Consider the following 24155-nt stretch of genomic DNA (forward strand, 5'->3'; position numbering starts at 1 on the left):
AAACTCCTTGCTTACTGCCTGCAACGACAAACCATATGCCGCGCCGCGATCGCTTCATTCTCCTAAGCTTTGATGTTGAAGAATTTGATATTCCCTTGGAATATGGCCAAACGGTCGATCCAGAAACCCAGTTCCAAGTGTCCTTACAGGGCTTACAAGCAGTTTTAGGCGTTCTCGATCGGCTGAATCTTCGGGCGACCTTTTTTACCACAGCTAACTTTGCCCTGCGTTTTCCAGAGCTGATGCAGGCGATCGCCCAACACCACGAAATCGCATCCCACGGGTTTTATCATTCCTCCTTTGACGTGCAGGATTTAGCCAAATCGCGGCAAGTGTTAACGGATATCACAGGGCAAGCGATCGTGGGTTATCGCATGGCGCGGTTGCAACCGGTGGCCGATCGGGAAATTGCAGCAGCAGGCTATCGCTACAACTCCTCGATGAATCCCACCTGGATTCCCGGACGCTACAACAACCTGAACCAGCCCCGCCAACCCTATACCGTGGATCACCTGTTGAATATTCCAATCTCCGTCACACCGGGGATTCGGTTTCCCTTGTTCTGGCTCAGTTTTAAAAACTTGCCACTCTGGTGCTATAAGCTCCTATCAATGTGGACTCTGGTGTGCGATCGTCAGCTCAACCTCTATTTCCATCCCTGGGAGTTTGGGCCTCTTCAGGGCTACGGACTCCCTAGTTACATCGCTCGCCATGGGGGAGCTGGGATGGTGGCTCGATTGGAGCGCTATTTGCGCTGGGTCGGTCGGTATGGACAGTTTGTCACCTTTAGCGAATTTTGCGATCGCAAGCTGTAATCGCACAAGAGTATCGGCCCAAATCCCAACCCAGTTCCACCCCAGCACACCTCACATCCGGTTAAGCCGAATTAGGTTGATAGAAGATTAGCCGATTGCCATCAGGATCGTAGGCATAGACTTCTCGTCCGTGGGAGGCGATCGCCATGACATCGTGGGGAATCTCTAAGCCCCCTAGCTGAGCGATCGTGGCATCCAGATCTTGCACCTGAAAACATAAGCTCATGGATGCTTCAGAAGATATCGCGATCGCGGGCATTTCTGAAGGGTGGGGAGAATTTTTTGTGGGGCGATAAATTCCTACACGGAGGTCCGACAATTGGAACTCCACATAGCGATCGGCTAAAACTCGACTAGGCTCACAGGCAAACAGAGCTTGGTAGAACTGCTGAGATCTCTCTAAATCCAGAGCCGCGATCGTCACCCAAGCAGATGTATACGAAATTCCTATGGATCCCACGTTCTCAATAGAACGGTTTCGAGAATGATCAGCAAGCATGGTAGAAAACGAAACCTAGCAGATATTGAGGAGAAACTTTTGGGGCAATGGGGATCAATGAAAGAACCCGTGGAATACAAGACACAGGGTTGACCGGATATCCCTCAACCTTCATCCATTTGAAGCATTGACTTTAAAGCATTGACTTTAAAACATTGATTTCAAAGCATTGACTTTAAAGCAGTGTCCAGAGATTTTCCCAAAATGACTCGGCAACTGCCTCGGCAAATGTGATTACCTCATTACATCCTTTCCTGATTTCTCATGGTTGTGAAGGCTACAATCACCCCATAATAGGTAGAGAATAAGTAAAGCAAGTCATCCATTTCCCGGCAGCGCAACCGCCCTCTTGCAAATGCTTCCTTGGAACTATAAATGGATCTTGTGGGTTGGGGCGCGTTCTGGATGGTTTGAAAGTATTTGTCTGAAATTATGAAGCTGGCAGCACGGATTGGGCAAGTAACACCTTCGTTGACTTTGGCGATCGATACAAAGGCCAAAGCCATGAAACGGGACGGTATTGACATTTGCAGCTTCAGTGCTGGGGAGCCAGATTTTAATACCCCAGAACACATTAAGAATGCTGCGATCGAGGCTCTCAAATCTGGAAAAACACGCTATGGCCCCGCCGCTGGGGAACCGCAGTTACGATCGGCGATCGCCCATAAGCTACAAACCGATAATCAACTCCCCCTCCAGGCCGAAAATGTGGTGGTGACGAACGGGGGTAAACATTCCCTGTTCAACATTTTTCTGGCCTTGGTCGATCCGGGGGACGAAGTGATCATTCCGGCTCCCTTCTGGGTCAGCTACCCCGAAATGGTCAAATTAGCGGGGGGCAAGCCAGTGATTTTGCCAACCACCGCTGAGTCAGGCTACAAAATTACGCCAGACCAACTACGTGCTGCGATCACGCCTCAAACCAAAATCCTAGTGATGAATTCACCCTCGAATCCCACAGGAATGGTTTACAGCCCTGCGGAAATTCGGGCGATCGCGGATGTCGTTGTTGAAAAAGATATTCTGGTCGTCTCCGATGAGATCTATGAAAAACTGCTCTACGATGGCGCAGAACATCTCAGCATCGGAGCCGTGAGTCCCGAAGTCTTTGCCCGCACGATTATCAGCAACGGTTTTGCCAAGGCCTATGCCATGACGGGCTGGCGGCTAGGGTATGCTGCATCCGGTTCACCGGAGTTGATTCAAGCCATCACCACCCTGCAAAGTCAGAGCACTTCTAACGTTTGTACCTTTGCGCAATATGGCGCGATCGCGGCAATGGAAGGCTCCCAGGATTGTGTCGCAACCATGCTATCGGCCTTCACTGAACGGCGTCAGGCCATCTACAGCATGATTAACGCGATTCCCGGCCTCTCCTGCGTGAAACCCAATGGCGCATTTTATATGTTTATGAATATTGGGCAGTTGGGGATGTCGTCCTTGGAATTTTGTGATGCGTTACTGAGTGAACAACAGGTAGCCCTGATTCCGGGAATTGCCTTTGGAGCTGATGACCATGTACGAGCTTCCTATGCCACAGACATGACCACGATCGAACGAGGCATGGAGCGCATTGCCACGTTTGTCAAATCGCGTCTATAAGGGAGTAGCGTACAAATAAAGTCCCAAGTGAGTAGATGGGTAGGGGGGTAGACGGGTAGGGGGGTGAATGCGACCCTTTTCCCTCCTACCCTAAAGGTTCATATCCCGGAAAGACGGCATGGATAAATTCACTGCCCGATTCGGGAAACCCCCGACGATAGGTCGCCTCTTCTGGCTTGCCCCAACCCAGTTGCAGAATGATTTCCAAGCGCTCATCCCGGCCATGGTGGGTCAAAACAGCCCATTCAGTACGATCGACGATATGCTCCACGTCGGTTACACTCGCGGGCTTGAAACATTTCCCACTTTGCAGGCTGTGGAACAATTGCATCTCCTGGGTCACCTGTTCCCAGAACCGAATGACTTTGTTTTTGTGGGCTTTGAGGGTACGGCGATCGCTGCCCAGGCTGATCAGTTGTTCATGAATCATGGGTAGCGATAACTCATAGCCTCGCATCTGTACCGTTTGCCAGATCAGGCCAGAAACTTGGTGTTCCCGTTGATAGTCATGAATCGTGCGACGAAAATTATCGTAGGCGGTGAACTTCTGCAAGCCAACGGGTTCGACAAATTGATCCAACAGCGGACTCAAACCTGCTGATAACGCCGCTAAATGTAGCCGCTCCCCGTTCATACAAGCTCGCTGTTCCGCCGCCAAGACCTCGATCAATTCCTGCGTACTGTAGATCTTGGACATCTCAGACCCCTCACGAAAATAACAGAGCCAGGTACCTCGACAAAGGGGAGCCTAGGAGTACAATCAGACTTCCTGAGGTTCCTGCTTTCCTTTTAGCAAATTGTGCTGGAAATTTCTTCGGTACCTAATCCTTGATCTCTGTTCGTGTAAAGATCCCCATATATTTAGCTCTGCATAGTTGGGCCTGAGAGCTTGGGAGGGGAGAGCGAGAACCCCTAAGAGTGGCGTGTTAAAGAATACAGCGTTGTCAGTAAAGATTCTGAAATACTAGAAGGGCTAGAAATACAACTAGAAACATAAAGGATCCCTCACTCTCTATAAATTTGGGGCAAGAGGGATCCTTTTTTTCAAACATTGTCTTTTCAGACGTTTTTAGGTCTTTTCAGACTAAGTCTTTTCAGATTAAATCTTTTCAGACTGTGTTTTTCAGATAGTGCTAGATGGTAACCAACTGGCAAGAGCACAGAACCAACTAATCGATCATCGACTATATGGCCTCGATGGCCTCGATTTTACCCTACCCTGACTTTTCTACTGTGGGTTTGATAGCTTTCTTAACTCCACCCGCGTTGCCCAGCACTGACTGTTAGGCAATTGTGCACTTTGCCACCGGATTTGCACTGGTCTGATTTTTGCACCCCAGACGCTTGGCACAGTCCGAACTTGATTCTTTTACGAACTCGATTCTTTTACGAACTTTATTGAGGAACCAGTTCAGTACTGAGTTCATTAACGGGGCGACGCTTTAAGGTAACTGACTCCGATCGAGGCAAGAGATCAAAAATTTCCCGCAAAACATCATCGGATTTTTCATAGGGAACCTTGCCCACTTCATCCAGGCGAACTTGTCCCTTCTGGTCAAAAATTACCGTTTGAGGAATATAACCTTGGTAATAATAGGCAGGTTCCGTGGGTTCGTAGTCTTCTTTGACAGGTAAGGAATCCACCCGGATAGCAATAAAGCTAGCAGCACGACCATAGAAGGCTTGCAATTGGGAGACTGTCAAAGAATATTCCTTGCAATCGCTGCTATCGTCGGCATAGAACACCACGATCGCGGGTTTCTCTTTTTTGATCGAATCCGCCAAGGTGATTCGAGGGGGAATTAACGATCCGTTCCCGGCATACAGCGCAAAGATATCCCCGTCAAAGTGATCATCGTTCAGCGCAGCCCAAGCAGACGACGGGAAACAGAGCAAGAGAACCAGAACACAGAGACTAATGACAGCAGCAATTTTTCGTAGAAAGCCACTGAGGGATCTCAGAGTTTGGCAGGGCTTGAGGGTACTAGAAACTTTTGCGAAGGCAGCGGACATAAAACGGGTTCCCAAGAAGGTTTTGAAAGGTTTGCGCCTTCACGATTTTACCTGACGGGCTTACCTTTCCCGCACAGGCTTCTTGCCTGAATTGCGTTCAGGGAACCGTCCCAACTTCAAGATTCAGAGTCCTTGGGTTGGGTAGAGTCCGCCGATCGCGGTTGTCGCAAAATCTGCAACCAATCCATCGGCAACTTGTCGTAATTGGAAATAACGGCCAACACAATCCCACCCAGAATAAAAATTGGAAAGGGGATCGTGAGGTGTTTCAACCACTGAAACCCTTCCACCATGCCGAATACGACTAAAAAACAGGCAATGGCAAACCGTAAGTTCATAGCGATGTTTACACCCGTGAATAGATGGATCACTTGATTGTGGGGGCGTTTTCCTGCTGACTAACTGACTCCTAGCCGTCCCTGCCAGTCATCCTACCCCAGGACTGCTAACCGATCGCAGTCAAAGCTGGAATTCAGGCTTTTCTAAATGGTTCTTTTGTACTATACTACTTTCAGTTCTGTCATTGGACTGTCCCTTACATCTTTAGCAGCTTGGATCCAGGGCTTTTAGTCTCCTTGCCATGGTTTTCTGGATCCAAGCTGTTTTTTAATATTTAGATACAATTTTGTTAGAGTCCCCATGGTGTTTCCCCGCATCCCCTCCTGTCATAGCGACGAATCACGTCTTTGCAAGGTTTGTGATGCCTGACGATTCGGATTGGGGCAAAATTCGCTACACTGACCACTGTGTTTATTGACGTTGTTTATTGACGTTTATTGACCACTCCACTGTTCTAGGACTCAAGCGATCGATATGGCTTCTCAAGCAGATCAACAGCGTGTTCATGAGCTTCGCAAACTATTGCAACGGGCGAGCTATGAGTACTATGTTTTGGATGCACCGACGATGGAAGATGCGGTGTACGATCGGTTATATCGGGAACTGGTTGAACTGGAACAAAGCCATCCGGAACTAGTGACGCCGGATAGCCCGACACAGCGGGTTGGGGAAAAGCCAGCTAGTCAATTTCAGTCAGTCAAGCATTATGTTGAACTTTACAGTTTAGATAATGCTTTTAGCGATGCAGATTTAGACGAATGGGAACAGCGCTGGCAACGGGTTGAAGAACCACAAAAGTATTCCTATGTCTGTGAGTTAAAAATTGATGGGAATGCCATGGCCCTAACTTACCAGGATGGGGTTCTGGTGCGGGGAGCCACGCGGGGGGATGGCATCACTGGGGAAGAGATTACGCAAAATGTGAAAACGATTCGATCGATTCCGCTGCGATTGAATCTAGACAATCCGCCTCGCTGGGTGGAGGTACGGGGGGAAGCCTTTTTATCCGATCGGGTGTTTGAAGCAATTAACCAGGAACGGGAAAAAGCGGGGGAGGATTTATTTAAGAACCCGCGCAATGCAACGGCGGGAACGCTACGACAGTTAGATCCAAAAGTGGTGGCTCAACGTAAGCTAGATTTCTTTGCTTACACGTTACACATCGTAGATGATCGCTTGTTGGATGATGCGATCGACAATGCTGCGAGTGATATGTCTGTAAGTACGATCGATGACGCGGGGAGTGATGTTTCCAATCCCGATCAGGCCGTCCAACTCGATTTGTTATCTGGCTTGGGGTTGCCTGTGGAATCCGCCACCAGCGCGCCCGTTACTGCTCCATCCCCATCTGCCCCGTCCCAATCCCCACGATTTCCTCAGCCGAAAACCCAATGGGAATCGCTGGAAATTTTACAAAAGATGGGTTTTCGGGTTGATCCGAACCATCAACATTGTGCGGATTTAGACGCCGTTAAAGCCTACTGCGATCGCTGGAATGAGGAACGGCGCAATTTGTCTTATATGACCGATGGCGTTGTGATTAAGATTAACGAAATTGATTTACAAGATCGTTTAGGGTTTACACAAAAGTTTCCCCGCTGGGCGATCGCTTACAAGTATCCCGCTGAGGAAGCGCCAACAGTACTGGAGAAGGTAACGGTGCAGGTGGGGCGCACAGGGGCGATTACGCCTGTGGCAGAGTTGCGTCCTGTGCTGCTGGCGGGGACGACGGTTTCTCGGGCGACGTTGCATAATGCCGATCGCCTTGCGGAGTTGGATTTGCATGAGGGCGATACGGTGGTGATTCGTAAGGCAGGGGAGATTATTCCGGAAGTGTTGCGGGTGTTGCCGGAGTTACGGCCTGCCGATGCGCAGAAGTTCCAAATGCCGACCCATTGCCCGGAATGTAATTCTGCGCTGGTGCGGCCTGAGGGCGAGGCGGTGACACGCTGTGTGAATTCTTCCTGTCCGGCGATCGTGCGAGGCTCGCTAATTCACTGGGTGAGTCGGGGGGCGATGGACATCAACAGCGTGGGGGAAAAGTTGGTGGCACAGTTGTTGGAGGCGGGTTTGGTGCATTCCGTGGCGGATCTGTATGACCTAACGGTGGAGCAGTTGATGGGCCTCGATCGCATGGGGCAGAAGTCGGCGGAAAAGGTGGTGACGGCGATCGCGGGGTCTAAGGGGCAGCCTTGGGCGCGGGTGCTGTATGGGTTGGGGATTCGCTTGGTGGGGAGTGTGAATGCGCAAACGTTGTCGGAGCAGTTTACGACGGTGGATGCGTTGGCGGCTGCACTGCCAGAACAGATGGCTGCGGTGTATGGCATTGGGGATGAGATTGCTCGATCGGTGTATCAGTGGTTTCAAATTCCCAGTAATCAACAGTTGGTGGAACAGTTGCGGAGTCAGGGTTTGCAACTAGTGGGTGAAGGGAAGGCACAAGGGGCGATCATGCAAACGGCAATCACTGGGAAAACGTTTGTGGTAACGGGAACGCTGCCAACGTTGAAACGGGATGAAGCGAAGGATTTAATTCGGAAAGCGGGTGGTAAGGTAACGGATTCCGTTAGCAAGAAGACGGATTATTTAGTGGTGGGTGAGGATGCGGGATCGAAGCTGGAGAAGGCGCGATCGTTGGGGGTTGCTACGTTATCGGAAGCTGAATTGCTGGAGTTGCTGGCTTAGGGTTGGATGGGTAATGATTTGAGATTGCTAGAACGATTGTCTGGTCGATCGATCCCCCTAAATCCCCCATCGATCCCTCTAAATCCCCCTTAAAAAGGGGGACTTTGAAGGGAGACGGTGAAATTTCAGAAAATTTGACTCAATTTCTCCCTTAAAAGGGGGGGCTTTGAAATGAAGAAGGTGAAATTATCAGTTTTGCCTAGGGAGGTGGAAGGAGGTAATAAATGATACTTGGCGAATTTTTGAAATACGGATTGACAGGAGCTTTAGTTCTTCGTAGGCTTGTTTTTCATAGCGGCTCCGTGGGCATCCTTCTTTGATGAAATGGGTTGGCATGAAGCACGGGGACGCTGGGTTCCCAGGAATTTAGGGCACTACTCGGGATTGCGCGAACAACCCCAAGTAGCTATTCCCCCTCGCTGTGTGACCAGCAAGGCGGCTTGTTGAGAATTTTAACATTCGATCGAGCCACTCTTGTTTGTGATGTCAAACGGGGTGGCTCTAAATTTTTGGGCTTCTTAGGTTCACTACAGGAGAAGCTCAATTATGGCGAAAGATTCTAGCGATCGTGGCGATCGCTCGGTTCAACATGAGCGTCAACGCTTACAGATCCACTTAATCGGTCATCCAGAATTCATTCAGGACACGATTAATCAATTGCATGTCCATCGGATCGCCGATCGGATTCATTGGAGTGAACCGATGAAGATCGTCCATTCGGACGGCCAATACATCAGCATCCTCAGTCGCGAGCGTCAGCGTTAACGGTTGAAGTGTCGTAGGTGTTCCGCAGGTTTGCCTGTTGGGTAGACTGTGGGCACCTCCGCTAAAGCCAACTTTTCTCCCTCATTAGTGTGATGCAATCGCGATCGGCTTTTCAGGTTGTTCTGGGAGGCGTCGTTTTCGGGCAAAAATCTAGAAAAACTTCATCATTGGCTGAAACTAACCGATCGTCGCACCTGACTGGCAATGCTATTTTCAGCAAAATTAGTTCGCAGCAGGTGAACTTTGCGTTAGGCAGCAAATCCCTGATTAGGAAATTGCTTAGAGTACGGTTGTGGAGTGTTCAAGATAAAGAAATGAAAAAAGTACTATAGGAGATATTCAAGACCATCTGTTGATGATCACTTTCTTCTAAAAGCTTTGATAGTCAGTTTTTCCCGCAAAGATGCTTGAAACTGCTAAAATATTTTTTTTTAAAGTTGATTGACATAGTGTATAGTATAGATGGAGGAGCAAACGTCGGCTTCATGCCGTGTGTCCAAGTAGCAACCCTACTTAGACCTAGCTCCTCTTAAGTTTTTCAAGAGTTAATGGGTTTCTATCGCTATACCACTCTCCGTAAGGTTTGTTGCGCCTGTCATCCAAATCCATAATCAATCTATATTTTTTGGCAAGTGACTGGAAAAATTGAGATTCTTCCCGTTCGTAGAGCCGTTGAATTGCCCACAAGTAATAGTCAATAATCTGTAAGCCTGCAACTTCAGACGGATAGGCAGGCTTTATAAGGACTGAACTGTTTGAACTAATTTTCCACTGAGTCTCAAAATTCTTTTGGGCTTGATTAATAGCTTGCTCTAAAGCTTCCTCACGGGCTTCCTTGCCACGTCTAGCAATGGCGATCTGAATAATATCTGCTTTATGAAGCAAGTTTTTAAACAGGCGTTTAATCAGGTCGTCATAGATTGCATTTTGTTGAAGCTTCTTACCCAGGCTCTTGTAATCTACTTTTGCTGCTTCAGCGATTTCAGCCTTGCTGCGAATTGCTACAAAAACTTTAATGTCAAAGGATTGAATGAGTTCAAAAACCTTTTCTCGAACCTCCGCATAGTCATCTTTTGCATGAAAGGCAACGGCTGTCTTTTTGGCTTCCGGTTGCATTGAAGGGATGCCTTTGTAGCGCGGGTGAGTCATCAGGCTCGAGCGAAGCGCTTCTAGTTCCCAAGCAACTTGCTCTGGATCGGCAATTTGAGCAACACCCATCATGAAAAATTTGGATGCTCCGGGTTGCCCTACGATGATGCGACCCTTTTTATCAAAGAATGAGAGATCACCTGCCTCATCGACAAAGTAATGACGAAATTGAATTTCTTCTGACATGCAAGGAGAAACGGAATATGTTTGAACTATTTTACACTAACCTGCAATCACAGCTTCTAACTCCGCGATCACCTCGTCCTCAACATTGATAACCTTTTACATTGTCTCAAACACGGGTGCCAATTAGGGTGGCTGATTGATCCAGATGACTATTCTATTCTTACTTTTATTCCCCCACGAAGAACCCAACGTTTTTCGTGGAAGTCACCCACTATCAATCCCAAAAGACATCAAATTAGCACTCACCGCTGAGCAAATATTTGCATGGCTAAAAATCAAGTAACGTTAATGGAATTGAACAAGCAAAGAGGATGACTAGAAGGATAAGCGATCGGCTCATTTTCCCAAAAAACTGTCTACGGAAGCAGAGATGGTGGTCGTTGAGAGCTATCGTAGTTCTTTCTGTCTCATTTGTTTGATGCAAAGTTCGATCGATCTTTCCAATTTCTCCGTGGACAGTCGTTCCGAGTTAAATCTTCAGAAAATCTTCCTCATTAGCCCAACTTCATTTTTAGTGTTGGAATTTTCTACTGCTATTTCAGGATTTTTGTGATTGTTGCAATCGTCTACGTTGGGATCAGTATAATCGGGCGGGTTATGATGGTAGGCATGATGTTTAAGGGTTAAGCCTATGGCAATTCGACAACCCCGTTATCCCAAAGAAGAGTTCGCCCGTCGTGGCAATGAGATTTATGAGTCGCAGGTGCGCGCTCAAGTCGAGGAGGGCAATCACGGCAGGATTGTCGCGATCGACATTGAAACTGGAGCCTTTGAAGTTGCTGACGCGCCGCGCGTCGCCGTCGATCGTCTGTACGACCGTCACCCTGATGCACAGCCCTGGGTCATTCGGATTGGACATCGGGCAGTGTTTCGCATCGGCAGCCAGAGTTTAAGGCCGTCGGTATGATGTTCGGTGTGGTGAGCGATAGTTGTGAGGCGATCATCAAAGTTACGATCGGTGGGGCTGAAACTCCTAAAGTCACAGTTGATGCGCTGATTGACACAGGTTTTACCAGCTTTTTGGCACTGCCACGATCGGTCATTGAATCACTCGGATTACCTTGGCATTTTAGTGATGTTGGTACCCTAGGGGACGGGAGTGAGGTCATTTTCGAGGTCTACACGGGGCATGTGATTTGGGATGGAGCGGTTCAGATTATTGATGTAGTTGCTTCGGAAGCGATGCCTCTGGTTGGGATGGGGCTGTTGTATGGATTTAAGTTGCAGATAGAAGCAGTTGAGGGCGGTATTGTCGCAATCGAAGCAATCCGCTAGCATGAAATTCTGGCTTGTGCAAGGTCTAACATAGTCCCTGAGGCGGACTGGATAACACTGGTCGGTTGAATTCAAGAGACTGCCAGCATCGGGTGAGACGGAAGCAGAGAGGGTGGTCGTTGAGAGCGATCGTAGTCGTTAATTGCTAATGGGCAATGTTAGTGGAATATTTGGTTTCGATCGCGCCACCCATCAAAATGACGATCTAACCCAAATTATTGATCTCCTCTCACCAAAAAATTATATAGATCGCGCCACAAATGATGAGGATGAACAGGTACAGCCATGGTCAGCAGACCAGCTTAGACTTCGGAAAGACATTGGATAAGTTTTGAGCTTAAAATAATCAGTAGCTTCAACCAAACAATTCCTATGAGCATCAGTCTTACCCCTGATCAAGAACGCCTGATTCAGACGAAACTCCAGTCTGGTAAGTACCGCTCTGTCGAAGAAATGCTTGAAATGGCGCTGCGATTACTGGACGAATCCGATCGTGCCGATACCGAATGAGTAGAGGAAGTCCGCTGACGGTAAAACCTTCGTTAATCAGATGTTAGAACGGTTCCAGCAAGCAAATCAGGCATAGGTATGAGTCGCTACGTCATCAACATTCTTGCCAGCCGAGATCTCAAAGAGATTGCAGACTACTTTACTGAAAGCAGCCTTGAAGCAGGCGATCGGTTTTTTCGTGCTTTCGATCGCTATCGGTTTCTGCATCGGGAACTATTAGAGCATTTTGCTGATAAAGCCGGAGGTATCTCATGAATCAAAAACTAGTAGAATCCTTAGCCCAAATTATTCGATCGCTGTCGGATGAAGAGCGACAATGGCTGGAACGTGAAATCCACAAATCTACTACTTCAACGCAGGTTGAAGACTTAAAACATCGGCTGAAAGAATATGAAGACAAATATCAGATGCCATCAGAGCATTTCCATCAGCGTTTCCAGGCGGGAGAACTGGGAGATGACATCGATTTTTTTGAGTGGAATACCTACTACGAAATGCTGACTGCTGCCCAGATTAAAGCCTCTTAAAGTCGATGGATTTAGAGCAATACATTACTGCTGTCAATGCAAAACTGGCTGACAGCCCAATCACTAGCGCGATCGAGATTGTGGATGAGCGCATCCTTCTGAATCGTGGCTACTTCCGCGCTCGACTTACCCTCACCAATTCTGACTTCCTTGAGGTTGCTGAATCCTTTACGCTTCAAGACAGCCAACTGATCACATTAGACTATCGGTATCAATGGATGGATGCCTCTAAACAAGTCCTCAGAAAACGCTGGGATAGCGTCAAACATTTTCCAGATTTGCCCAATTTCCCCCACCATGTTCACATCGGCTCAGAATCAAACGTTGAAGCTGGACTATCCCGAAATATTCTAGAATTCATAGGTTTTATGGAATCTGAATTGAGCTAAGCAAAGCTCTCCTGGCAAGCCGTATAACCGGGTCAAGAAGGGTATTTAACCCTTCCCTCCCAACCCTCGCAGGTTCGCACCAGGCGGATCAGGTCATATCCTTTCCAGCTCAGCCCTGTCGAAATCGCATGAAGCTTACTTGTCACCATTCTCAACAAGTTGCCAATGGGCATACACGGTTTCCGCTACTGTTTCCAGTAACACAGTCGTTAGTGGAATATGTGGGATCGATCGCTCATGTAGGCAATGAAGCTTTTAGATTCACAGATGACAATGACCAATTTGAGGACTCCACAATTCGCTCTGATGACTACAGCTTAGTCAGAGTCAGCAAATAGGGCAACATGACCTCACGCTATAATTGAGTGCAGTAACGCGAGGTTAGATTATGGCAGTTCGTCAGAGGCGTTATGGCAAGGAAAAGTTGGCTCAACGAGGGCAAGAACTTTACGAATCTAGCATTCGGCAGCAGGTCGAAGCCGGAAACGAGGGCAAAATTGTGGCTATCGACATTGAAACCGGAGAGTTTGAAGTCGATCAGGATGTTGTCCCTGCCACCAATCGCCTATTCGAGCGGCATCCTGATGCCCAACCTTGGGTCATCCGGATCGGACATCGCGCCGTTGATCATTTTGGCGCACGGAGCCTGAAGAAAAAACCATGATGTGCGGGGTTGTGAATTTGCATTGGGAAGCAACCCTTTTAATCCAGGGAATGCAGTCGAAAAAGCATCCCTACTGGAAATAGCGCCAGCGAAATGAAGCAAATGTCAGAAATCGGAATGTACTGATTTTGGTCTGAATACCCAGGATTTTCAGATTGATAATCCCGCCAATTTTAGTTCGGGTTTAAAATAAAGGAGCACAGTCGATACAAGGTCAAGTTTATGGCAGTTTCTCCAGAGGGGAGGTTTCACCAACGCCGCCCCCGCTACAGCAAAGAGGAATTTGCTCGACGTGGCGATGAGATTTATGAATCTCAAGTTAGATCGCAGGTCGAGGAAGGCAATCATGGCAAGATTGTGGCGATCGATATTGAAACTGGAGCCTTTGAGCTTGCTGATGATACGATGACCGCAACTCGACGACTTTATGAGCGAGTGCCTGATGCTCAACCTTGGGTCATTCGGATTGGCTATCGCGCCGTTCATCGTTTTGGTGCACGAAGCTTGAAAGACATTCTATGATGATGCAGGGTTCCGTCAATCAAAACTACGAGGCGATGCTTTCCCTGGTGGTGAGGAATGGCGACAAACTAAAATCCATTGATGCTGTGATTGATACTGGATTCACGGGATTCTTGAGTCTCCCAATTGTGATTGTCACAGAGCTTGATTTGTCTTGGAGTTACCGCGATCGAGCAACCTTGGGCGATGGTAGCGAAGTCTTGTTTGATATTTACGATGCAATGGTGATTTGGGGTGGGCAGTATCGAGAAATCGAGATTAATGCAGCAGAGACAGAGCCGTTAATCGGGATGAGTATGTTGAGGGGTTATCGATTGCAAGTTGATGCGGTTCAAGGCGGATTGGTGAGGATTGCAGAGTTGCCGATCGTAATTTAGAAGCTACTCGTGAGGCAAGGTCTAACAAGCCCCAGGCCAACGGACTCGTAAGGGCGATCGATTCCTGCATCTCACGCGCTTCGGCTCCCAATCTCAAGGCAACGCTGAATCTGGGTCAGATATTCTGGGTCAGATATTGATGTGCTAGTCGTGCTGAAGCCACCCGTCCATCCTGGGGAAGAAATCAGCAGATTTAGTGTGTGAGTATACTGAGACTAGAGATTTCACGTTGCTAGGGACCCAGCCCATGACAAACCGCGAGCAATTGATTCAAGAACTCGAACAGGCTCCCGATGATTTAGTACAAGCAGTGCTGGATTTTTTACATCGAGCCAAAGCGATACGCAGAAATCATCCCCTTGCAAAATTTGCAGGTATCTTAGGAGATTTCCAGGAACAAATCTACCCAGCAGCAGGTTGAATCAGGATGTCCCATTTGGGTAAATCTGGATTGCGCTGCAAACGAGTTTCAATTTCACGCATCGCTGATTTTGAGAGTGAGATTCCTTTAACATAAGTATTTGGGTTAAACACAACGATGGGATGAATTCCCTTCCAAGTCATCGTTCGTGCCCATTGCAGCATGGTGTTGAGATCTTTGAGTTGAGTGCCATTCCAGTGTTGTTCCAATATCCCCCAGCATCGCTCAATTGGATTGTATTTGCTGTGATAAGGCGGATAGTAAAGCAGTTGAATCGGCTTGCCAATTTGGTCACAAAACTGCACCATCCGCTTAAGAAATTGAGTACGAACGCCGCTGCTTTCCGGTCCATTATCGACCTTGAGTTGGAGCAGGGTGGTTTGGGTTTGTTGGGTCAAACTCAAGCCTGCCCACCAAGCTTGGAGCGTATCGACGATAAAGTCACTGGTTTTAGAGGAACTCCCAAAGTAGATAGACAATTGTCCACTGTCCTCATCGACAATGCCACAAGGAATGTACTTTTCTTGGCAACCTAAATCATGGTCACTCGCCTGGTTGTCGCCTCTGGTTTGACCGCCACGCGAATAGTCACCGATGTTGACGGTAGCTTTGCAATCGATGCTCACTCGTTTGACGCTACCATCGTCGCTCTTGCGGTCTTTGGCTTTGATGTTGGCAAAAATCGCATCCGTTTCGGGAAGTTTTTTTGGGGTTTGGCTTTGACGACAGCTTGCAATCGATAGCCCATCCGATTGAGAATCACAGCCATTGTGCTGGGGGCAGGCAATTGCGCTGGAGCAAATCCTTGCTGCTGCAATTGCACAATCGCTTCCTGAGCGGTTAAGCGGGTATAGGCAATCGCACTTTCAAACGTGGGGTCTTGTTGAGCATGAGCCTCGGCTAGCTCTCGTAGCGCAGCGGCGGCTTCTGGCTGCCGCTCTTCCCAGCGTTTCGTACCCCCATACCCTGCTTGTGCCCCAATACACACGATTCCAGTTCGCTTCTCTGCCAGTCCTACTTCGACGCTCTCTCGTCCCCATCCGAACACTCGCTCTGCCAATCGAGCACTGCCCTTGCAATATTTCAATGTCATCTCGGCTTGAAAACTGCGCCGTTCGACTCCACGCAATTTGGATGCAGCCAAACAAAGGTCTGCAATTTGCGATGAACTAAGGGGATTTTCAGATTGAGGAGCGTTTTTCAAGTCTCTGCTTCCTTGCTTGTTGGAACAACTGAAAGCATTTTACCCTGGGTAGTTTCTTTGTTAGAAATCTCCTAAAACATCGATCTTATCTACATCAGTTGCCGATTCTCTCAAAATGCTACGCATGGAGATACCGATCGCATAGATTGCCAAGCAAAACGCCTCGAAAAAGGCTTCAACCTTGCCCCCCAATAAACTGCTAGCAACCCTTCCCAAGAAGGCTATCAAATTTAACCAGTTATTAAGCTGTTTGTTTATCCACACACTCTGATGGTAAGAATTGACCCAATAACTGTGGGTTTGGCAAAGGCTTGCCTTCTTCCAGGGTTGATTCAGTTAGCAATTCCAGAACCTCACGGGCGTTTTGTAGAGCTTCTTCGTAGGTGTCCCCGTGGGTAACAGGTTGCATAACATCCTGAAACTCGGGCAGAAAAACTACGAAACAGTTATCTTCCTCAGACCACTGGATGACAATTGTGTATTTCATTCTTCAAAATCCTCCAGGTTCTTGAGTTGTTCTAGCGCTTCATCCACTTGTTTTTCAAGGTAAGGCTTGGCATCATTACCATCTTTCCCAGCGATAATGATGGACTGGGACAGTTTAGGATGGAACCATTTGGTATGACTACCCTTCGCTGGTTTGTAGGTAAACCCTGCTTTCAATAATAGACTTTTTAACTCTCTGATTTTCCTAGGCATTGGCTCCTCTCTCCTTAGGGCAGCCAAGGATATTGCCGAAAATCGGGCTTGCGTTTTTCTAAGAAGGCTTTCTTTCCTTCCGCGCCTTCTTCGGTCATGTAGTACAGCATTGTGGCATTGCCCGCTAACTCTTGCAGACCTGCCTGCCCATCACAATCGGCATTCATGGCCGCTTTCAAACACCGGATCGCGATCGGGCTTTTCTCCAGAATTTCCTGGGCCCATTGGATGCCCTCCGCTTCCAACTGCTCCACGGGTACCACTGTATTGACCAAGCCCATATCCAAAGCCTGTTGCGCGTTGTATTGGCGGCAGAGGTACCAAATTTCCCGTGCTTTCTTTTGCCCCACGATCCGCGCCATATAGCTTGCGCCAAAGCCACCGTCAAAGCTACCCACCTTCGGCCCCGTTTGCCCAAATACCGCATTCTCCGCCGCGATCGTCAGGTCACAGAGCATGTGCAACACATGGCCACCCCCGATCGCATAGCCTGCCACTAGCGCAATTACCACCTTGGGCATGGAGCGAATCAGCCGCTGCAAATCCAGCACATTCAAACGCGGTACGCCTTCCTCGTCAATGTAGCCGCCTTCGCCCCGCACACTTTGATCGCCCCCTGCGCAGAAGGCATATTTGCCATCGCTGTGAGGCCCAGCGCCCATGAACAAAATTACGCCAATGCGACTATCTTCGCGGGCGTTAGCAAACGCTTCGTAGAGTTCGACAACGGTTTTGGGACGGAAGGCGTTACGCTTATGGGGACGGTTAATGACAATTTTGGCAATGCCATCGGCTTTGAAATATTGAATGTCTTCATAGTCCTTCACCGAATGCCATTCCATAATCTTGCCTCGCCCCTTTTGCCGACGTTAGGATACCGACCCCATATTCTATAGGGTTTCGGGGGGCGATCGACTCACTTCGGACGCTGACGACTAATCCGCCAGGGTTTCTGCGGGATCGAGAAGAAACGGTTCTGCGTCCGGTTGGTGGGGTTGGGGGCCATCCAGCAGGCAACTGACGGTCATATCGCCCATGACATTAATGGCAGTGCGACAGCGATCGAGGAACCAATCCACCGTAATCAGTAGGGCAATGTACTGCGTGGGCAAGCCAACGGAACTAAACACCAGGGTCATGGTAACCAATCCGGCTTCCGGAATGCCTGCGGCTCCGACGGAAGCAACGATCGACGTCAAAATTACGACTAACTGTTGCGGGAGGCTGAGGTTCAACCCCAAAACCTGGGCGATGAAGAGCGCGGCCATGGCTTCGTAGAGGGCGGTGCCATCGTTGTTGAAGTTACTACCGACCAGTGCCCCCATGGAAGCAGACGACTCCCGCAGCCCCACCTTGGCAATCAAGGCTTCAAAGGTAATGGGCATCGTCACCGTGGAAGACGCTGTGGAGAAAGCGGTAATTAGGGGATCTGCTCCGCCTTGCAAAAAGCGCTGAGGACTGACCCAAGAGCCTAACTTGACGCGGGTGAGATAATAAATACCCTGGAGTAATAAGGCCAGAATCACTGTCAGCACAAAAATACCTAAAGCTTTAAAGGGTTCAAACCCCTGAATCGCGATCGTTTTGGCTACGATCCCAAACACCGCGATCGGAACCAGCGCAATCACCCAATGCAAAATGCGAATTACCGCTTCAAACATCACGGCAATGCCCTGTTCCACGGCTACGTAATCCCGTTTTCCGTCGGCGATTTGGTGGGCTTTGATGCCCCGTAGCACAATGCCAAAGGCCAAGGCCAGGAAAATCAACTGCAAAACGTTGTTATCCACCAAGGGCTTGACCACCGACTCCGGCACCATCTCCTGCAACAGTCCCCAGGGATCCAAACTTTTGCCATGCATCGCTTCGGTGGGGGCAGTGAGTTTGCCAAAGCGACCGGGTTGCAGCACGTTGGCAACCAGGAGCCCAATCACGATCGCGACGGTGGTATTGGTAATCAGCAAAATGGCCAACTTGCGCCCCGATCGACCGGGAATGTCAGCGGTGAGAAAGGTATGGAGAACGGCTAGCAAAATCAGCGGGGTCGCTAGGGTGCGCAGGGCTTTGAGGATCAGCGTACAGGGCACTGCGAGGTGGTTGGCCCAGCCTTGGACGGCTTCGCTGGCATGGCCCGCCCCCAATAAAATTCCGACGACGATCGCTAGGACAATGGCGATCGCGATTTGCACATAGAGGGGAATGGCTTTCCAGTTGAAGGATTTCTGTGGTGTTTCCATAGGGGGCGTGATAACGACTCGATCGGTGGATATCAGCGAAACATCTGACTGCGTCCCCGCAATCTTAATCGTTACAACTGAGGAGCATGACAGGTTTCCAGGGAATGTTACGGGAACGTGAGAAAGCGCAACTCGCCTTATCCCGATCGCGCCAGAGTAGGCTGGGCTGCTTTTTATTGCAGTCCGGTGTAATGGGGCAAATGCTGGCATAATGGAAAGGTTTTCAATTTAGTTAGAAGTAACGATTAGGAGCCATGCGTAGTCACTATTGCGGTCAAGTTCGAGCAGCCAATATCGGAGAAACTGTCACCCTGTTCGGCTGGGTCGATCGTCGCCGTGATCATGGCTTTGTGATTTTTCTCGACCTGCGGGATAAGACCGGAACCGTGCAAGTGGTCAGCGATCCCGATCGCACGCCCCAATCCCATCCGATCGCGGGGGATATTCGCAACGAGTACGTGATCAAAGTGACGGGTCGGGTCAGCAAACGGCCTGAGGAATCTCTCAATACCAAGATCCCCACGGGGGAAATCGAAATTTACGCCGATGAGATTGAAATTCTCAGTGCGGTGCGCAAGCAGTTGCCCTTCCAGGTGTCCAGTGCGGAAACGGAAACGGTAAAAGAAGAACTGCGCCTCAAGTACCGCTATCTCGATCTGCGGCGGGAGCGCATGAGCAAGAACTTGCAACTGCGCCACCAGGTGATTAAGTCGGCGCGGCGGTTTTTGGAAGATGAAGAGCAATTTACCGAAGTCGAAACTCCCATCCTGACCAAATCTACGCCGGAAGGTGCACGGGACTACATTCTGCCGTCGCGGGTTAACCCCGGTGAATGGTTCGCCCTGCCCCAGTCGCCCCAGTTGTTTAAGCAGTTATTAATGGTGTCGGGACTCGATCGCTATTACCAGGTGGCGCGCTGTTTCCGGGATGAGGATCTACGGGCCGATCGGCAGCCGGAATTTACCCAGCTCGACATGGAAATGAGCTTCATGGGCCAGGAGGAAATTCTGGATCTGAATGAGCGGCTGGTCTGCTACATCTTCAAGGCAGTGAAGGGCATCGAAATTCCCCGACCCTTCCCGCGCTTGACCTACAAAGAGGCGATGGATAAGTATGGTTCCGATAAGCCCGATACTCGCTTTGGCCTAGAACTGGTGGACGTGTCAGACATTCTGAAGAACTCTGGCTTTAAGGTCTTTTCCGATGCGGTGGCCAAGGGCGGCATTATTAAGATCCTGCCGATTCCGGGTGGCAACGATGCGATTTCCAACGTGCGGATCAAGCCCGGTGGAGATCTGTTCAACGAAGCGACCGTTGCAGGCGCGAAGGGACTGGCCTATATCCGCGTGCGGGAAAATGGTGAAATCGACACGATCGGAGCCATTAAGGACAACCTAACCCCAGAACAAAAGGACGAACTGCTCAAGCGCACCGGAGCCCAGGCGGGACATCTGTTGCTGTTTGGGGCGGGGGATACGGCAACGGTCAACAAAACCCTCGATCGGCTGCGGCAAGTGGTGGGTCGGGAGTTAAATCTGATCGACGAGAGTCTGTGGAATCTGCTCTGGGTGACTGATTTCCCGATGTTTGAGTGGAATGCCGATGAAAAGCGGTTGGAAGCGCTGCACCACCCGTTTACTTCCCCGTTCCCGGAGGATCGCGAGGATCTGGCCACGGCCCGCGCCCAAGCCTACGATATTGTGTTGAACGGCTATGAAATCGGCGGCGGCAGTCTGCGGATCTATCAGCCCGATCTGCAAGCTAAGGTGTTTGAGACGATCGGCCTCAGTGACGAGGAAGCCCAGAGCAAGTTTGGCTTCTTGTTGGAAGCCTTTGAATACGGCACGCCGCCCCACGGTGGGATTGCCTACGGGATCGATCGCTTGGCAATGCTGTTGGCCGGTGAGGAATCGATTCGGGATGCGATCGCCTTCCCGAAGACGCAGCAGGCGCGTTGCTTGCTCACCAATGCTCCCTCGCAGGTGGAAGACAAGCAGCTCAAGGAGTTACAAGTCGTGTCTACCTATCGGCCTAAGCTGAAGCAAGACTAGGAAGGTTGGGTCAATCAACGGGCGACCGATGGACAAATTGGTCGCCCATTTAATCTAAAGACCGAGTTCCAGCACAAGTTCCAATTGGCTAAGAATTTATCGATCGTGCAGTTGAGTCAGCATGGGTGTGATTCAGAAAACTACGGATACGGTAGACCTCTGCGATCGTAACCGCTAGGCGACGCTGGCGTTCTTCTGTTGGTAGATCGACCTGTTGATGCAAATCCTCCAGTTGTGTTTGTAAATCGAGGAGTAATGCATTTAAGTTGGGTTCTTCGATCGGTCGAAAAGGAACCGGATGACAGTCCGCCGCCGCCAAAGCACTGGACAAAAAAGCGCCCGACTCCATTTGCGACAGGGGCAAATCGGGAGATCCCAAGTTCGGAGGTTCAGTCACATCTGAAGCAGCAGCCAAGCCCGAAGATGGAGTGTCACTGGACGGGATTGCTAAATCGGCAGGCGTCTCTTGGTCTGACGCTGAAGCAAGGGCAGACGAAATAGGCTGGGGCTGGCGGGATTTTTCCAGTTTCAGTTCGATCGCCGTTTGCTGAAGGGTTTCAACCACACCGTAAATCTCAACGGGGTCGAAAATTTTTAACAAACTGGTTTGGGTGACAATGCCTAATTTGGCACCCCAATCCCAGGACACCACTAATCGTCGTACCCGTCTCCGTTGCATTTCCTGGTGCGCCGTCCACAGGGAGTCATCGGGGTTGAGCAGGAACAGCGGACTACTCATAATTCTCGATGCGGGAACCGTTGCTAACGACTGCCCAAAGGCTTGAAACTGCACAATATCCCGTTCTGTGACAATCCCGATCGGGCGAATGACCTTCAGCTTGTCCTGCCAGTTCTCCGTTTCCGTAATCACGACGCAACTGACGCGATGATCCGCCATTTGTCGAGCCAGTTCCACAACCGAAGTTTCTGGTGGTGCATGAACCACATCCGTCGTCATCACATCTACTACCCGCCGCAGCTTCAGCAAGTGGGTGGGCCGCAGCACTTGGCGAATACTCTCCGAAGACACCACCCCCACGACTGTCGTGCGATCGGTCTGTGCCTCAGTGCTCGTAATCACCAAATGACGAATGCGATAACGCCGAAATAAAAACAGCGCTGAAAAAACATCCTGAAAAGCGGCTTCAGACAGGGTGATCACCGGATGAATCATGACCTCTTCGGCCATGGTTTGCTCAAAATCCAGTCCCTTCGCTGTGAGTTTAACGATATCCCGCTCCGTCAGAATGCCTAGGAGTTGCTGATCCTGCATGACCAAAACGCAACTTGATCGCGCTCCCGACAATTTACTTGTGCGATTACTAATCGCTTCTAGCAGTTTTCGACCCCGTGTTTGATTCATTAAAATCACCACTTCAGACAGCGATGTCTGAGGCGAAACCATCAGAGGGTGATGATCGATCGCTTCGTCGAGGGGTGGGGAGAGGGAGTCATCAAACGCTGTCATAGACTGCCAACTTCGGTTGCGAATGTTCTTAAAGCGTTAGATGGATCTGTTTCTGCCATCAGGACGCAGCGATTCAGAAGATCGAGATCCAAATCTGCAAGCCCTGGTAGCTCACTACGATCGACTCGCTCGTATCCTGCATCACGCAGTCGATACAGTCCCAAAACTCCGTCCTCCCAGAACCAAACCTCGGTAACACCTAGCGCTTGGTATCGAGTGAGCTTGGTGACATTGCCGCTGGTAAAGACAACTTCTATGGCCAGGTCAGGAATCGGTTTGAGGTTTTCAAAGCAGTAGGAACCATCCGCTTGAGCCGATACAGTTCCTTCTTTCTCTTGCGTCATCGTGCCGGTGGGGAAGAAACGCACCTGTTTTACCGCTAGATAGTAGGTCAACAGCCATGTGATGACTTGAGAGAACGTTTCATGCAGTTGACCGGGCATAAGAATTTCGATCGTTCCGTCAAAGTAAGTTAGCCGAGCACCAGGAGACTGTTCGCAGCCCTGCTGAATCAGGCTGAAATGCTCCCATGTTCCCTGCAAAGTAACAAGCCGATCTAAAACTCTTGGGATAGGTCTGTCTGCCGTAATGTTCATGGCTGATGAAAAATACAATCAATAAAACTTGCATCCTTTAAAAAATGTCAAGTGAAATACTAAGAATGCATGGCTCTCTTCCTTGCCAGTAGCTGATGTTATCTGTATCTAGGCTACACGATCGAGAATCAGGAGAAACATAATCCTCCTGATTCTCGTAATTTCTTGATTGTTTGGGGAAATTTCTAGATTTGTAGGATATTAGGCCGCGACCAATTGTTTTTCCGCTGATTTTTCCACAGATGGGTGTGACCGGGTGGAATGAGCGGAGGCGACAGGGTTGCATAGATCCCGTCCGACCGCTTGGGCGATCGGCTTCAAGCTGGTTACTAAAGCTGCCATTTCAGATAGCGATAGAGCTTGACGAGCATCGGAAACTGACTTCTCGGGTTCGGGATGGCATTCGATAATTAACCCATCTGCTCCACAGGCGATCGCCGCGCGGGAGAGGTCTGCAATCAACTCCGACTTTCCGGCAGCATGGCTCGGATCAACAATAATCGGAAGGTGGGTAATTTGGCGTAGGGCAGCCACGGCTCCCAAGTCGAGCACATTCCGCGTGTAGTTATCGAAACTGCGAATGCCCCGCTCGCACAAGACTACATTAGGATTGCCATGGCTCACAATGTACTCCGCAGCCATCACGAATTCTTCGATCGTTGCGGCTAGTCCCCGTTTCAACAACACAGGCTTATCCACTTCGCCCAAAGCCTTCAACAAATCGAAGTTCTGCATATTGCGACTACCGACTTGTAGCATGTGGGCTTGGGCTGCGATCTCCTCAATTTGGTGAATCGCCATCACTTCTGTCACGATCGGTAAGTCATAGCGTTGGCTTACGTTAGATAAAATCTCTAATCCATTGCCCCCCATCCCCTGAAATGCGTAAGGGGAAGTCCGTGGCTTGTAGACTCCCCCTCGTAGGGCTTGAATGGATGATTGTAACTGGGCTGCAACGGCTTCCATTTGTTCATGGCTTTCCACGGTACAAGGCCCGCCAATGATCACGATATTACGATCGCCAATGGTTACACGATCATTGAGTTGCACAATGGATTTATGGTCAGCGGCCAGTTTAGAAACTAGTTTTGCGTCTTTCATGGGATGACTCCTTGAATGGGTTACTTGAATGAATTACTGAGACAGGTTAATCGGTCAGCGG

Annotated in this window: 28 protein-coding genes and 1 pseudogene; 16 read left to right on the forward strand and 13 right to left on the reverse strand. The window is 49.5% G+C overall.

All coding sequences use genetic code 11. The features are described 5' to 3' along the window. The first annotated feature begins 35 nt into the window (after window positions 1–35). The gene (locus ACN4EG_RS05850; protein WP_431628336.1) at window positions 36–815 is read left to right on the forward strand and encodes a polysaccharide deacetylase family protein; all 780 of its coding nucleotides are present in this window, start codon (window positions 36–38) and stop codon (window positions 813–815) included. Window positions 816–876: 61 nt separating this feature from the next. Here the strand turns inward: ACN4EG_RS05850 and ACN4EG_RS05855 are convergent, their stop codons facing one another. Then, on the reverse strand, window positions 877–1314 hold the full coding sequence (locus ACN4EG_RS05855) for a VOC family protein (RefSeq protein ID WP_431628337.1): 438 nt from the start codon (window positions 1312–1314) through the stop codon (window positions 877–879). Window positions 1315–1746: 432 nt separating this feature from the next. Between ACN4EG_RS05855 and ACN4EG_RS05860 the strand changes: the two genes are divergently transcribed. Then, window positions 1747–2916 (forward strand): pyridoxal phosphate-dependent aminotransferase, encoded by a 1170-nt coding sequence (locus ACN4EG_RS05860; RefSeq protein ID WP_431628339.1) that lies wholly within the window; start codon window positions 1747–1749, stop codon window positions 2914–2916. A gap of 85 nt (window positions 2917–3001) precedes the next feature. Here ACN4EG_RS05860 and ACN4EG_RS05865 read toward each other — a convergent pair whose 3' ends face one another. From ACN4EG_RS05865 to ACN4EG_RS05875, 3 genes are all read right to left on the reverse strand, one after another. Continuing rightward, window positions 3002–3613 (reverse strand): hypothetical protein, encoded by a 612-nt coding sequence (locus ACN4EG_RS05865; protein ID WP_431628340.1) that lies wholly within the window; start codon window positions 3611–3613, stop codon window positions 3002–3004. A 698-nt stretch (window positions 3614–4311) separates the two neighbouring features. Further along, a complete protein-coding gene (locus ACN4EG_RS05870) occupies window positions 4312–4929 on the reverse strand; it encodes a thylakoid membrane photosystem I accumulation factor (RefSeq protein ID WP_431628341.1) in 618 nt (205 codons plus the stop codon). A 116-nt stretch (window positions 4930–5045) separates the two neighbouring features. Then, complete coding sequence (locus tag ACN4EG_RS05875) at window positions 5046–5267, reverse strand: hypothetical protein (protein ID WP_431628342.1); 222 nt, start codon at window positions 5265–5267, stop codon at window positions 5046–5048. Between the two features lie 475 nt (window positions 5268–5742). On the opposite strand from ACN4EG_RS05875, the gene ligA reads away from it, so the two are divergent. Beyond that, the gene (gene ligA / locus ACN4EG_RS05880; protein WP_431628343.1) at window positions 5743–7953 is read left to right on the forward strand and encodes an NAD-dependent DNA ligase LigA; all 2211 of its coding nucleotides are present in this window, start codon (window positions 5743–5745) and stop codon (window positions 7951–7953) included. Window positions 7954–8499: 546 nt separating this feature from the next. After that, window positions 8500–8718, forward strand: a complete 219-nt coding sequence (locus ACN4EG_RS05885; RefSeq protein WP_431628344.1) for a hypothetical protein — start codon at window positions 8500–8502, stop codon at window positions 8716–8718. 519 nt (window positions 8719–9237) lie between these two features. Here ACN4EG_RS05885 and ACN4EG_RS05890 read toward each other — a convergent pair. Next, window positions 9238–10053 (reverse strand): DUF3800 domain-containing protein, encoded by an 816-nt coding sequence (locus ACN4EG_RS05890; protein ID WP_431628345.1) that lies wholly within the window; start codon window positions 10051–10053, stop codon window positions 9238–9240. Window positions 10054–10684: 631 nt separating this feature from the next. Here ACN4EG_RS05890 and ACN4EG_RS05895 point away from each other — a divergent pair. The 10 genes from ACN4EG_RS05895 (at window position 10685) to ACN4EG_RS05940 (ending at window position 14738) form a co-directional block, all read left to right on the forward strand. Beyond that, on the forward strand, window positions 10685–10960 hold the full coding sequence (locus tag ACN4EG_RS05895; RefSeq protein ID WP_431628346.1) for a hypothetical protein: 276 nt from the start codon (window positions 10685–10687) through the stop codon (window positions 10958–10960). Beyond that, window positions 10957–11328, forward strand: coding sequence for a clan AA aspartic protease (locus ACN4EG_RS05900; RefSeq protein ID WP_431628347.1), 372 nt, complete (start codon window positions 10957–10959; stop codon window positions 11326–11328). The genes ACN4EG_RS05895 and ACN4EG_RS05900 overlap by 4 nt, the downstream gene beginning before the upstream one ends. A gap of 372 nt (window positions 11329–11700) precedes the next feature. Then, window positions 11701–11838 carry a ribbon-helix-helix domain-containing protein gene (locus ACN4EG_RS05905; protein WP_431628349.1) on the forward strand — a complete coding sequence of 46 codons (138 nt, stop codon included), beginning with the start codon at window positions 11701–11703 and terminating at the stop codon, window positions 11836–11838. A 78-nt stretch (window positions 11839–11916) separates the two neighbouring features. After that, window positions 11917–12093 carry a hypothetical protein gene (locus ACN4EG_RS05910; RefSeq protein ID WP_431628350.1) on the forward strand — a complete coding sequence of 59 codons (177 nt, stop codon included), beginning with the start codon at window positions 11917–11919 and terminating at the stop codon, window positions 12091–12093. Then, window positions 12090–12365, forward strand: a complete 276-nt coding sequence (locus ACN4EG_RS05915; RefSeq protein WP_431628351.1) for a hypothetical protein — start codon at window positions 12090–12092, stop codon at window positions 12363–12365. The genes ACN4EG_RS05910 and ACN4EG_RS05915 overlap by 4 nt, the downstream gene beginning before the upstream one ends. Before the next feature lie 5 nt (window positions 12366–12370). Continuing rightward, window positions 12371–12754, forward strand: a complete 384-nt coding sequence (locus tag ACN4EG_RS05920; RefSeq protein WP_431628352.1) for a toxin-antitoxin system TumE family protein — start codon at window positions 12371–12373, stop codon at window positions 12752–12754. Between the two features lie 388 nt (window positions 12755–13142). Continuing rightward, window positions 13143–13418, forward strand: coding sequence for a hypothetical protein (locus ACN4EG_RS05925; RefSeq protein WP_431628353.1), 276 nt, complete (start codon window positions 13143–13145; stop codon window positions 13416–13418). A gap of 222 nt (window positions 13419–13640) precedes the next feature. Beyond that, window positions 13641–13940: a hypothetical protein gene (locus ACN4EG_RS05930; protein ID WP_431628354.1), complete on the forward strand. Its 300-nt coding sequence runs from the start codon at window positions 13641–13643 to the stop codon at window positions 13938–13940. After that, on the forward strand, window positions 13937–14317 hold the full coding sequence (locus tag ACN4EG_RS05935; RefSeq protein ID WP_431628355.1) for a clan AA aspartic protease: 381 nt from the start codon (window positions 13937–13939) through the stop codon (window positions 14315–14317). Before ACN4EG_RS05930 ends, ACN4EG_RS05935 begins: the two co-directional genes overlap by 4 nt. A gap of 247 nt (window positions 14318–14564) precedes the next feature. Beyond that, window positions 14565–14738, forward strand: coding sequence for a hypothetical protein (locus ACN4EG_RS05940; RefSeq protein WP_431628356.1), 174 nt, complete (start codon window positions 14565–14567; stop codon window positions 14736–14738). On the opposite strand, the pseudogene ACN4EG_RS05945 reads toward ACN4EG_RS05940, so the two are convergent. The 5 genes and pseudogenes from ACN4EG_RS05945 to ACN4EG_RS05965 form a co-directional block, all read right to left on the reverse strand. Further along, window positions 14720–15831: pseudogene (locus ACN4EG_RS05945) on the reverse strand (ISAzo13 family transposase). The gene ACN4EG_RS05940 and the pseudogene ACN4EG_RS05945 sit on opposite strands and share 19 nt — an antisense overlap. A gap of 352 nt (window positions 15832–16183) precedes the next feature. Then, on the reverse strand, window positions 16184–16429 hold the full coding sequence (locus tag ACN4EG_RS05950; protein WP_431628357.1) for a type II toxin-antitoxin system HicB family antitoxin: 246 nt from the start codon (window positions 16427–16429) through the stop codon (window positions 16184–16186). After that, a complete protein-coding gene (locus ACN4EG_RS05955; RefSeq protein ID WP_431628359.1) occupies window positions 16426–16641 on the reverse strand; it encodes a type II toxin-antitoxin system HicA family toxin in 216 nt (71 codons plus the stop codon). Before ACN4EG_RS05955 ends, ACN4EG_RS05950 begins: the two co-directional genes overlap by 4 nt. 14 nt (window positions 16642–16655) lie before the next feature. Next, on the reverse strand, window positions 16656–17483 hold the full coding sequence (gene menB, locus ACN4EG_RS05960; RefSeq protein ID WP_431628360.1) for a 1,4-dihydroxy-2-naphthoyl-CoA synthase: 828 nt from the start codon (window positions 17481–17483) through the stop codon (window positions 16656–16658). Window positions 17484–17576: 93 nt separating this feature from the next. Beyond that, entirely contained in the window at window positions 17577–18878 is a 1302-nt protein-coding gene (locus tag ACN4EG_RS05965) for a dicarboxylate/amino acid:cation symporter (RefSeq protein WP_431628361.1), read from the reverse strand. An 86-nt stretch (window positions 18879–18964) separates the two neighbouring features. Here ACN4EG_RS05965 and ACN4EG_RS05970 point away from each other — a divergent pair, with 86 nt between their 5' ends. Both ACN4EG_RS05970 and aspS read left to right on the forward strand, forming a co-directional pair. After that, complete coding sequence (locus ACN4EG_RS05970) at window positions 18965–19090, forward strand: hypothetical protein (protein WP_431628363.1); 126 nt, start codon at window positions 18965–18967, stop codon at window positions 19088–19090. A gap of 42 nt (window positions 19091–19132) precedes the next feature. Next, window positions 19133–20929 (forward strand): aspartate--tRNA ligase, encoded by a 1797-nt coding sequence (gene aspS, locus ACN4EG_RS05975; RefSeq protein WP_431628364.1) that lies wholly within the window; start codon window positions 19133–19135, stop codon window positions 20927–20929. A gap of 88 nt (window positions 20930–21017) precedes the next feature. Here aspS and ACN4EG_RS05980 read toward each other — a convergent pair whose 3' ends face one another. The 3 genes from ACN4EG_RS05980 to aroF form a co-directional block, all read right to left on the reverse strand. Next, a complete protein-coding gene (locus ACN4EG_RS05980; RefSeq protein ID WP_431628365.1) occupies window positions 21018–22397 on the reverse strand; it encodes a CBS domain-containing protein in 1380 nt (459 codons plus the stop codon). Continuing rightward, window positions 22394–22993, reverse strand: coding sequence for a Uma2 family endonuclease (locus ACN4EG_RS05985; RefSeq protein ID WP_431628366.1), 600 nt, complete (start codon window positions 22991–22993; stop codon window positions 22394–22396). The genes ACN4EG_RS05980 and ACN4EG_RS05985 overlap by 4 nt, the downstream gene beginning before the upstream one ends. Before the next feature lie 201 nt (window positions 22994–23194). Beyond that, on the reverse strand, window positions 23195–24094 hold the full coding sequence (gene aroF / locus ACN4EG_RS05990; RefSeq protein ID WP_431628367.1) for a 3-deoxy-7-phosphoheptulonate synthase: 900 nt from the start codon (window positions 24092–24094) through the stop codon (window positions 23195–23197). Between the last annotated feature and the right edge of the window lie 61 nt (window positions 24095–24155).

Origin of the sequence: Alkalinema pantanalense CENA528, assembly GCF_050753345.1 — a bacterium.
In the GTDB taxonomy this organism is placed as follows: Bacteria; Cyanobacteriota; Cyanobacteriia; order Leptolyngbyales; family Leptolyngbyaceae; genus Alkalinema; species Alkalinema pantanalense.